General features: G+C 38.6%; 2 protein-coding genes and 3 pseudogenes. 1 reads left to right on the top strand and 4 read right to left on the bottom strand.

Annotated elements, in window-relative coordinates; translation table 11 throughout:
- Nucleotides 1-223 (top strand): annotated as a pseudogene (locus HSISS3_RS11640) (IS110 family transposase); the annotation flags it as partial.
- A gap of 217 nt (nucleotides 224-440) precedes the next feature.
- Here the strand turns inward: HSISS3_RS11640 and HSISS3_RS05535 are convergent.
- The 4 genes and pseudogenes from HSISS3_RS05535 to HSISS3_RS05550 form a co-directional block, all read right to left on the bottom strand.
- Entirely contained in the window at nucleotides 441-4994 is a 4554-nt protein-coding gene (locus tag HSISS3_RS05535; protein WP_021152005.1) for a glycoside hydrolase family 70 protein, read from the bottom strand.
- 426 nt (nucleotides 4995-5420) lie between these two features.
- Nucleotides 5421-9902, bottom strand: a complete 4482-nt coding sequence (locus HSISS3_RS05540) for a glycoside hydrolase family 70 protein (protein WP_021152006.1) — start codon at nucleotides 9900-9902, stop codon at nucleotides 5421-5423.
- Between the two features lie 620 nt (nucleotides 9903-10522).
- A pseudogene (hisE, locus tag HSISS3_RS05545) lies at nucleotides 10523-10838 on the bottom strand (phosphoribosyl-ATP diphosphatase).
- 8 nt (nucleotides 10839-10846) lie between these two features.
- Nucleotides 10847-11080: pseudogene (locus HSISS3_RS05550) on the bottom strand (phosphoribosyl-AMP cyclohydrolase); the annotation flags it as partial.
- Between the last annotated feature and the right edge of the window lie 448 nt (nucleotides 11081-11528).

The raw sequence follows: 11528 nt of genomic DNA on the forward strand, positions 1-11528 counted from the left end.
CTATGCCAGAAAAATCTTGTTCAAGTGCATTCACAACATCGCTTCAGCTAGTCATACTAATCCCTGCCATATCGCTGACTTTTATGAGAAACGAAAAAGACAATCGACAATAGCTTCAACTAAGCCACATACGATTGCCTCTATACATCGTCTCATTCGAACAATGTATTACCTCATTACGCATAACAAACTTTACGATTACTCTTTGACCCAAAATCGATAAGGCTGTCTATGCCGTATTATTGTAACACCTTGTTTCAAAAAATACCAGATGAGGTGTTTTTTTAGCATGCCCATTTATGGATAAAAAGGGTTAAAAATAAGACAGTAACCTCAGAATAGATACTGTCTTATCTCTTTTTTACTTAAAGCCTTGATAGACTTGACAAATGGTAGAAAAGAGCCGAAAAAAGAGAACCGAAGTTCTCCTTTTCAATCTATTAGTTTAACACTTTAGGTGGGTAAGCAAGACCAGTTTTATCAAAGTAAACGTAGACTCCTGGTTGGATTTCTACCCATGTGCTGATGGCTTTCTTACCACTATCACCATAGTAATAGCTAATACGACCATTACCAGCAGTTACCGTTTGTCCTTTTACTTGTTTACCATCTTTAGCGAAGTAATAGGTATCAGCACCGATTTTAACTTCACCAGTTACTGTCTTACCATTAGAACCAACATAATACCAATTGTTATCACCTGTTGTGAAGAATTCATTAGTCAAACGTTCACCTGTTGCAGCATCGTACTTGCTATAGGTACCATCTGCATTCTTAACAACGCCACCTTTAACTTGACTTCCATCTTCTTTAAAGTAGAGGTGTTGTCCATTGATAACTTGAGCACCTGTAACAGTCTTACCGTCAGCGCCTGCATAGTACCATACATTTCCATCAGTTGTGAAGAATTCGTTAGTAACTAATTCTCCAGAACCTTCTTTGTACTTACTATAAGTACCATCTGCATTCTTAACAACGCCACCTTTAACTTGACTTCCATCTTCATTAAAGTAAAGTTTTTGACCATTGATAACTTGAGCACCTGTAGCGGCAACACCATTTTCATCAAAGTGATACCATTTACCTTCAATGTTTCTCCAAGTGTTCTTGATAGCATTACCAGTGTGTGCGTCAAAGTAATAAGTTTTACCTTTAAAGGTTACTAATTTATCTTTAGCTTGGAAACCGTCTTCTCCAAAGTATTGTGTGAAGCCATCAATAACCGTAACACCTTTGGCCATGACACCTTCATTAGTGAAGTAACGGAATTTCACAACCTTAGACTCTTTACCGTCTTTAGTTTCAGTAACATCAAATTTAGTGTAACCGCCCTTATACATTTGACCCTTAGTGTTGTAAAGGTAGGTATTACCATTAGCATCAACATAGTAGGCATTACTCAACATGATACCGTTTGGCAAGAAACGATAAACGTCTTTACCATTTGGTGAGTATTCACCGTTTGTAATCATGTGACCACGAGCATCGAAGTAATAGGTGTTACCATTGAAGGTTACAAAGGCAGATTTAGCTTGAGTACCACTTGTACCGAAGTAAGTGATTCCCTTACCATCACTTGAGAATCCAGTAACAACCTTTTCTTTACCTGTCAATTGAAGAGGAATGAAGTTACCATCTTTAGTGACTGTGAAGTATTTACCAGTTGCTTCATCGCTAAGTACGTAGCCAACACCACGTTCAAGAACGTTTGTTCCGTTGAAGTATTCGGCCTTCCATTGTTTCAATTTAACAGAATCATCAATTGGTTTACCAGTTGAGATCATGTTTACCTTGAACATTTCAGGGTATTTAGCTTTAAGTTCAGCCAAGAATTCACCACCGTATTTAGCTTGGTAATCTTTGCCTGATGACTTAGAGTTAGCCACATAAAGTGAATGGTCGATGATAGCGTCCGCAATCGTACGTCCTGCACCATCAGTACGAGTTGCAGTTACGACTTCTTTACCTGGCAATTGGTAAATTTGGTCTGGAACCCAGTCAGCGATCGCTTGGATACCAGCCTTGTGAAGTGCTTTAAGCGCATCTCGTAAATCTTCTTTAGAACCGTATTTATTGTTCTTACTCATGGCAAGATCGTAACGGTCTGCAAAGGCATAACCATTTTGGATAACTGAATCAAGGAAGGTACCATCGTCAGCAGAAACAAATTGAGGTGCCATTTCAAATGATGTTACGCCCCATGATTTGAACAAATCAACATTTTCAGCAATCTTACGGTTAGTATAAACTGAAGGATCTGAACCATCTGGAATAGTTTGGAAGTTAGAGAATCCTTCGTAGATCAATTGTGAATCATAAGCTTCAGTCGCTTTAAGAGTCAACTCTCCTTCTTTTTTAGCTTCTGTTGAAGGCGCTACTCGAATATCTTGATCATCTGAAGCTCCAACTGGAACCCAAACCGCTACGAAACCAGACATATCAAATGTTTCATAACCCTTAATGTCATTCGCACCGAAAGTCAAGACACCGTTGCTATCTGTTTCTTTCACGTAACCTGCTGCGATTGCATCTGCATCAGATGTAAAGTTCTTGATACCATCAGCTGTACCAACAATCAAAGCACGGTATTTTTGGTTGGCATGGATTTTACCCATTTCAACGTTTAATTTAGCTGATTGATCCAAAGTCAATTTTGGATTGTTAGCTACAAGTGTTACCTGACCAGATGTACGGCTGTATTTAGAACCTTCTGTATCATCAGCTGTCATGATGTCTTTACCATAACGTACTGAAGCATAGACTTCATTTGTACGGTAGAGTTCAACATCTGAATTGTCCATCTTACCATCAGTTGGCAACCAGTATGAACGTTGCGCTTGTCCACCAGATACATACTTGATACGATTCTTCATCAAGTTAACAATGGTATCGTAGTATGGAGACTTAGTTTCCATGTAATTACCATTATCTGTATAAAGGTCTCCATAGTAGACACGAGTGATTGTTTCCATGTTTTGCAACATAACAGCGTATGCTGCTGGGATGTTGTTCAAGGTATATTTTTTGTCGCTGCTGAGCATGTCTTTGTTATAAATCTCAAAGGCTTTCTTCATTTCAGCATCAGTGATTGTGAAACCATCTGATTTTGGATTGATTTCTTTCTTGATGATTTCAGCAATAATATCTTGAACGTTGTTATCATGGGCACGGATAAAGACGTAGTTTCCTGACGCATCTCCGTATTTCTCGTTGTATTTACCGATTGTAGACTGTTTAACTGTTCCGTCTTCGTTATAGGCCTTGCTTCCATCTTTGTTAATCCAATCAGTCTTTTCATCACGTTGTGTCGTGTTGAAAGTATTGTTATACAAAGGACTTACAGCCGGTGTACGTTCTTTGATTGGTTTAGCCAATGAGAAGAGGAGAGCCAAACGTTGTTTGTTTTCCATAGCAAGCGCAGCGCCATCTGTCTTGTCATTGTAGTGGTTGTCATTAAGACTCCATGCTTCAAGGACTGAGATGTGAGCAAGAGCGTTTGCTTCAGATTTGTTAACACCATAGTACTCACGGAAGTAGTTTGTGTAGAGTTGAAGCATGTCTGCATCGACATTATCTACCGCGTCGACACGGATACCATCGAAGTTAGCATCCTTGTCACCCATAACGATTGAACCCCAGTTCATAAGGTAGTGGATTTGGTTCAATTGTTCCGCTTGAACAACTGGGTTTGACAAATCTACGTCATTAGCTAGCAAGAAGTCGAAACCGCCCATGTGGTTTGGATCTGACTGCTCATCAAGAACTGACTTATCAATTGTACCCTTTTGATTAGTAGCCGTATGGTTCAAAAGACGATAGTTAGAGTTAGCCCATGGTGTACGTGAATCATTTACATAGAGAAGGGCACCACCTTGAAGGTGATCTTCGCCGCCACCTTTAGAGTAGTTTTCAGTTTCTTTGTTCCATTGTGGTTGTGTCTTAACAAAAGCAGAAATAGTTTCACGCAACCATTGTGTTGATTTTTCAGCCTGAATCTTTTGTTCAATCTTAACTTGGATATCCTTAGCAGCAACATTCAAAGTTTCTTGCTTATCTGTGCTAGTGTATTTAGCATCCAAGTTAAATACTTTAGACATGTAGTTCAAGTAGTTAACTTGTGTATCTACATTTGGCCACCAAGCCATCAAAAGTGGACGGAAATCTTCTGCAGTTGATGCTTGCCAAGTTACACCATCTTTGATGATAGAAGCTGGACGGTACCAGCTATCTGCAGTCAAATAACCATCAATCAATTCAAAGCTAGCTTCAGATGAATCGTAGGCACGGTTATTTATTGAGAAACCATCAACAATATTTGTTGTTCCTGGTGTGAAAGAGTATGTTGATGAGCTTGTAAGGGCACCATCTTTACCGAAGTAAAGCAATTGACCATTTACAGTAATGGCAAAGTTTTCTTTGTGTGAACCATCTTCATTAACATAGTAATATTTACCATCAATGTTTTTGATGTTTTTCAAGGAAAGCGCAGCTTCTACTTCTGAATCTTTCAAAGCAGCTTCTGGCGCTTTAACTTCTGTGTTTACAACTTCAGCCTTCACTGTTGCTGGTTGTTCTTCTGCTTTTTCAGTTGTAACAGCTAGTGCATCTGTTGTCACAACTGCTTCTTTATTTGGAACAGCTGCCACCGCTACATCAGAAGTTGTTGCTGTTGTAGCTGCTTCAGCTGTTGCTTGTGTGTGCGTTGTAGTTGCTGTTTCGACGGCATTTGTTTCTTTAGCAGGCGTTAAAACATCTGCTTCTTTTGTATTTGTACGTTTATCGACTTCTTTGGTTGCTTCTGTAGAAGTAACTAAATCGGCTGTTGTATCTAAATTTGGTTGAGTTACTATCTTATCTTGAGTTTCATCCGCTGAAACTGAAGATGTTGTTGCAGACAATCCTCCTACGACAGTAGCAAGTGCTGCAGAGGCAACTGCAATTGTGACCCATTGCTTCTTAACTTTATGAAGCTTATAGTGTACCTTATTTTCCATTATAATTTTCCCCGTGATTTTATTTGTCAAAATCAGACTGAAATCTATCCGATTTCAAACAATTACATTATATCATTATTTTCTAACTATTTCTCGAATTAATTGTTTTTTTATAAATTATATGTAACATAACAGCAACATTAGAAAAGTTTTGTAACACACCTATTTCATAGGCTTTCAATTCTCATTTTCATATCATTTGATAAGTAAAACTATTTTCTATAAAAACCACTAAAACCCTTGATACAATGGCTTTTACAACGATTCTGACTCAAAATTGATATTTGTCAGATTTTTTTCTTTAAGGAGCAAAAAAAGGCAAAATTTCTTTAAACGATTCTCGTTTTCAAGAAATTTCACCTATAAATTCATGTCAAATCATATCGTTTTTCACTTAATCTCTCAGATTAAGATTAGATTGATTGATTATTTATCAAAATCAGCATAACCATTTTCATCGAAGAAGACAGTCTTACCGTCTTGGAAAGTGATCCATGTGTTTGTCACACGTTCTCCAAGAACTGATTCGTAGTATTCCACTCCTTTTGGTGTGCTGATTGGGCTACCTTTAACTTGACGTCCCAAATGATCAAAGTAATACTCTTTACCATCGATATTTTGGCGTCCTGTTACAGCCTTACCATCTTTGAAGTAGTACCAAACATTGTTACCAGTTGTCAAGAAACGGTTATTGAGACGCTCCCCTGAATCTTTATCATAGTAAGAAAGTGAACCATCAGCATTCTTAACAAAGTCACCTTTAACTTGGCTACCATCTTCTTTGAAGTAATAGTTTTTACCGCCAATGCTATAGGCACCTGTCACGATTTCACCATTATCTTTGGCATAGTACCATGTCTTACCACCATCAAGAGTGAAGAAATCAGATTTGACTTGGCTTCCATCAGCATTGAAGTAATAGTTAAGGTGGTCAATTGTTTGACGACCTGTGGCGAGGTTACCATCCTTATCAGCATGGTACCATTTGCCGTTTACTTCGAAGAACTTGTCTTTAACCTTGTAACCATTATCTACAGTGTAGTAGCTAATCTTGCCATTTTCAGTAACAAATTCACCTTTAACTTGGGCACCATTTGCACGGAAGTAGTATTCGTGACCATCCAAAGTAAGAGCACCTGTCACATTTTTACCAGCTGCATCACGGTAGAACCATGTTGAGCCATCTGTTGTGTAGAATTCACCCTTCTTAGCTTGTGCATAGCCTTGATCATTGAATTCATACCAGATACCATCGATTTCAGCCCAACGATTTGTGTAGGCATTACCTGAATTTTTATCGAAGAAGTAGAGTTTTCCGTCTGGAGTAACATACTTAGTACCTTTAGCTTGGAAGCCATTTTCATCAAAGTATTGCAATCCTCCACCAGCATGAGTCAAGCCAACAGCCATTTCTCCAGTTGGTGAGAAATAACGGAATTTAGCTTCTGTTTCTGAAGTACCTTCTTTCGGTACATCGAATACAAAGTAACCATCTTTGTACTGCTCACCAAAGCTACCAAAGTAATAATATTTACCATCCTGTTGATAAATAGAATCACGAAGCTGGATACCGTTTGGCAAGAAGAAATAAGTCTTACCATCGATATCTTGACGACCAGTTAACATATAACCTTCTTTATCGAAGTAATAGTAATTTCCAGCATATTTAATGAAAGCATTCTTAGCTTGGAAACCACTATTATCAAAGTAGGCCATACCCTTACCATCATAGTAGAAACCTGTCTTACCACCTTGATCTGTCAAAGGTTTTGGCAAGAAGATGCCATTCTCAGTAACTTGATAGTAGCGACCAGTAGCATCGTTACTGAGAACATAACGACTACCACGACCAAGGATATTAGTACCATTCATGTACTTAGCAGACCATTGCTTGATTTTAACAGATGGATCAATCTTCTTACCAGTTGATATCATCACATCTTCAAACAACTGTGGATATTTCTTTTGGAGCTCATCAAGGAACTCACCACCATATTGAGCTTGGAAGTCCTTACCTGATGATTTAGAATTTGCAACATATAAAGTGTTATTGATATAGGCATTGGCCTTTGGAGTACCATAACTATTAGCACGTGTTGCTGTTACAACTTCTTGTCCTGGCAATTGGTAAAGTTGATCTGGAACCCAGTCAGCAATTGCTTGAATACCTTGCTTGTGAAGCGCCTTAAGGGCATCACGAAGATCTTCTTTAGAACCGTATTTGTTATTCTTGCTCATGGCAAGGTCATATCGGTCAGTAAAGGCATAACCATTTTGGATAACAGAATCAAGGAAGGTACGGTCATCAGCCGATACAAATTGAGGAGCCATCTCGAATGATGTGATTCCCCATGACTTGAAGAGTTCTGCATTTTCTGCAATCAATTTATTAGTATATTGGCTATCTTTTTCAACAAAATCTTGGAAGTTTGAGAAACCTTCATAGATAACTTGTGAGTCCAATGCTTCAGTAGCAGAAAATGTCTTGTCAAGTTTCTTATCTGAACCTTTAACACGGATATCTTGGTTATCAGGTGCACCTACTGGTACCCATACACCAAGATAACCTCTCATATCAACAGTACGATACCCCTTAATTTCATCTCCACTAAAAGTCAAGTTCCCTTCAGCATCAGTGTATTTAATTTTTCCAGCTGCTGCTGCATCATTTTCGTAAGTGACAATTCCCTTATCAGTACCAAGAAGTAATGGACGGTAGGCTTGGTTAGCATGAAGTTTACCCATGTTAACTTTCAAAGTACCATCACCCAGTGAGAAATCCTGATTATTGGCAATAAGGGTCAACATACCAGAATGTTTACTTGTTTCTGCTACACCCGTAGTTTGGTCAGCAGTCATAATATCTTTACCGTAACGAACAGATGACAAGATTTCTTTTCCATTGAACGTGTCGACTTTCATCGATTGTCCACCTGAAACATATTTCATACGGTTCTTCAAGAGCGTTGTGATAGCATCGTAGTAAGGAGACTTGGTAGCCATATATTGGCCGTTATCCGTATAAAGATCTCCATAATAAACACGAGTTACCTGCTCCATATTTTGAAGAATCAAAGCATAGGCAGCTGGAATATTGTTAATAGTATAACGTTTTTCTGCCTTCTTCATATCTTCATTATAGATTTCAAAGGCACGTTTCAATTCAGCATCAGTCATGGTATAACCATCTGATTTTGGATTGATCTCTTTTTGAACAATATCACGAATGATATCTTGAACAAGGTTATCATGAGCACGCGCAAAGATATAGTTAGCTTGTGTATCTCCATACTTACTATTATTTGTACGGTCTGTCAAACTGCTAGTAATCAAATCTTTCAATGAAGAGCCCGATCCATAAAGTGCACCCATAATTGCATAACGAAGGTTATTGTCCATGGCAAGGGCTGCACCATCATGTTTTTGATTATAAGCATTATCATTTAAATCCCAAGCTTCAAGGATAGAAATGTGAGCGAGTGCATTAGCTTCAGATTTATCCACACCAAAGGCTGCTCGGAAGTAGTTTGTATAAACTTGGAGAAGGTCTGCATCAACATTATCAACTGCATCAACACGGATACCATCAAAGTTAGCATCCTTATCACCCATAACAATTGATCCCCAGTTCACAAGATAGTGAATTTGGTTCAACTGCTCAGCTTGCACAACTGGATTTGAGTTATCAACGTCATTGGCAAGTAGGAATTCATAACCACCCAAGTATCTTCCTGTACCATTTAGAGAACCATCTTGGTTACTTGGTGTACGGTTAAGCAAACGGTAATCAGAATTTGCCCAAGGGGTCTTGTCATTATTGACATAAAGAAGAGCTCCCCCTTGAAGGTGGTCAGCAAGGGTATAGTTTTCAGTTGTAGTATTCCACTGGTCTTGTTCTTTTACAAAAGACTCAATTGCTTGACGAAGCCATTCAGTTGATTTTTTAGCTGAAATTTCTTGTTCAATCTTAATTTGAATTGTCTTAGCAGCTGCATTCAATTCAGATTGACTTTGGCTGGTTGAATAAGTTGCGTTAAGGTTAAAGTGTTTAGAGAAAGTATTGAGGTAGGCAACTTGTGTATCTACATCAGGCCACCATGCCATCAAAAGTGGACGGAAGTCTTTCTCAGTTGATACACGCCATTTTTCACCATTTTCCAAAATAGTGACTGGACGGTACCAGCTATTAGGTGTCAAATAACCATCTACCAACTCAAAGCTTTCTTTCTTAGAATCGTAAGCACGGTTATGTGAAGAGAAAGCATCAACTAGATTAGTTGTACCTGGTGTGAACGAGTGTGTTGATGTGCTTGTCAAAGCACCATCTTTACCAAAGTAAAGCAACTGGCCATTAACTGAAACAGCAAAGTTTGTTTTGTATGAACCATCTTCTTTGACATAATAGTATTTACCATCAACTTGTTTGATGTTGTCCAAAGAGAGTGCTGCTGTTTCTTCTTTTTCAGTAACACCAGATTTTGGTTTTTCAGCTACTGTAAGCGTTGTATCTGTCGCAGTCGCAGTTGTAGCTGGTGCTTCTGTTGTTGCATCATTTACTACTGCTGCACGATCAGTTGTTGCTGGTACTGCAGTATTAGCAGTTGTGTCAGTTGTAGCCGTTGCTGGTGCTGGAGTTGCTACAGTATCTGTAGTTGCTGCCTTGTCATTTGTTGCTGCTGTGACATCTGTCGTAGCAGTTGCTGCTGGAGTCGCTACTTCATGCGTTTCAACTACGACATCGCTTTCAGCTGTTGTCGAAGGAACTGGTTTTGTGGTTTCATCTGCTGAAACCTTTTGATTGGTTACGGCTGCACCACCTACAATTGAGGCAAGTGCTGCTGAGGTGACGGCAATCGTCACCCATTGCTTCTTAACCTTGTGAAGCTTATAATGTACCTTTTTTCCCATAATAGGTCCTCATTTCTTTTTCCTAGTTTGAATGAAATCTACACCATTCAAACAGTCTCATTATATCATAATTTTTTTACCCATTTCTTTACTTTATCATTCCAGTTTCGTTTTTTAACCATAACTTAAATTGATTAGCAATATTTCTAATCTAAAAAACTACCGAAATCACGTGACGGTAGTCTATGGTTTATAAGTTGTATTTTAAAGCCTTCAAGGGCTGCCCCAAGCTTAAGAGATGACATATTTCTATTATGGTTTGGAATGTTGAAACCGTTTATTAAGCAAATACAAGAGTATGTTGGACCCTATAGCTGACTAAAAAGAGTAAGGTTTCTGTCTAAAAGACTAGAACAGAGGAGGACAATAACTAAACGAGAAAGCTTTAAAATACTAGGAGTATTTTTCATCATAGGACATCCTTCCTTTCCTCAATGATTTGTATAAATAAGCACACCGAATCTTTCAAAATAAACGAGCTTTCTTCACTCCTATTATAGCATTTTAAAGCGCTTTCTCATTGTAGTTAGAAGGACAAAATCATTAGAATTCCTCTAGCAAAAAAGCCTGAATCATCACTTCAGGCTTTTCATCTTAGTTCAAATCGGTTGAGATAATCCTCAATAATCCGTTACTTCTTTTCGGTCATGGAACATTGCTTTGTTTGCCCTGACGGGCTTTAAGTACGGCTTCAACGTCTTCAGGGCTGACCCCTGTTTCAACGAGCATGACTGCTAGGTGATAGAGGACATCTGCAGTCTCATTGGCAATTTCTTCTTTATCAGCATTTTTGGCCCCAATCACAACTTCTGTCGCTTCTTCGCCAACCTTTTTAAGAATCTTGTCTAGTCCCTTGTCAAAAAGGTAATTGGTATAAGACCCTTCTTTGGGATTCTTTTTACGATCTAAGGCTTCCTTATAAAGTGTTTCTAACATAGCTACTCCTATCTGTCTTGTCTGTCATCATATATATCCGTAAAGAAACAGCTGTGGGCTCCTGTATGACAGGCTGCTCCTTCTTGTTCCACGGCGATAAGCAAGGTGTCCTGATCACAGTCAGTCTTGATGCTTTTGACATGTTGGAAATGACCAGATGTGGCTCCCTTATGCCAAAGCTCATTTCTAGAACGGCTCCAGTAATGCATTTGTTTGGTCTCTAGGGTCAACTGATAGGACACCCTTTTTCTTTGTGGCTTGTTTTAATGAACTGATATAACTTCAGTTTTAGAGCATGATTTTGAGCGATTAGTCTTTGTTTAGGTTCTCCTGTAACCAACTCCTTTCTAATTCTCTCAGTTTTTTTAAGAATTCACTTTCATTCTGACTAATCTCAAGCCTTCTTTCAAGTTCTTTGATCTTACGATTCGCCTTTTCTAACTCGGTTAAGCTATCTTCACTAGGCTTTCGACCGCGATTGTCGTTTAGCCCTTCTAGCCCCTTAAGTTTGTACTTTCTACACCAGTTGTAAACCTGAGCATAACTACAGCCAAATTTTTGAGCGGTCTCCTTATAATTAGAGTCATGATCTAAACAATAGTTAACGATTTCTAAACGTTCTTCTTTCGTTGTTTTCTGCTAGTCATATGATAAACCTCCGGAATAGGATTGTAATCCTTTAGTTCTTTA

This window comes from Streptococcus sp. HSISS3, from assembly GCF_000448605.1.
Classification (GTDB): Bacteria; Bacillota; Bacilli; order Lactobacillales; family Streptococcaceae; genus Streptococcus; species Streptococcus raffinosi.

Bases quoted from the DNA above. Each gene is read 5' to 3' on its own strand.
- HSISS3_RS05535 (WP_021152005.1), bottom strand. From the start codon at position 4,994: ATGGAAAATAAGGTACACTATAAGCTTCATAAAGTTAAGAAGCAATGG.
- HSISS3_RS05540 (WP_021152006.1), bottom strand. From the start codon at position 9,902: ATGGGAAAAAAGGTACATTATAAGCTTCACAAGGTTAAGAAGCAATGG.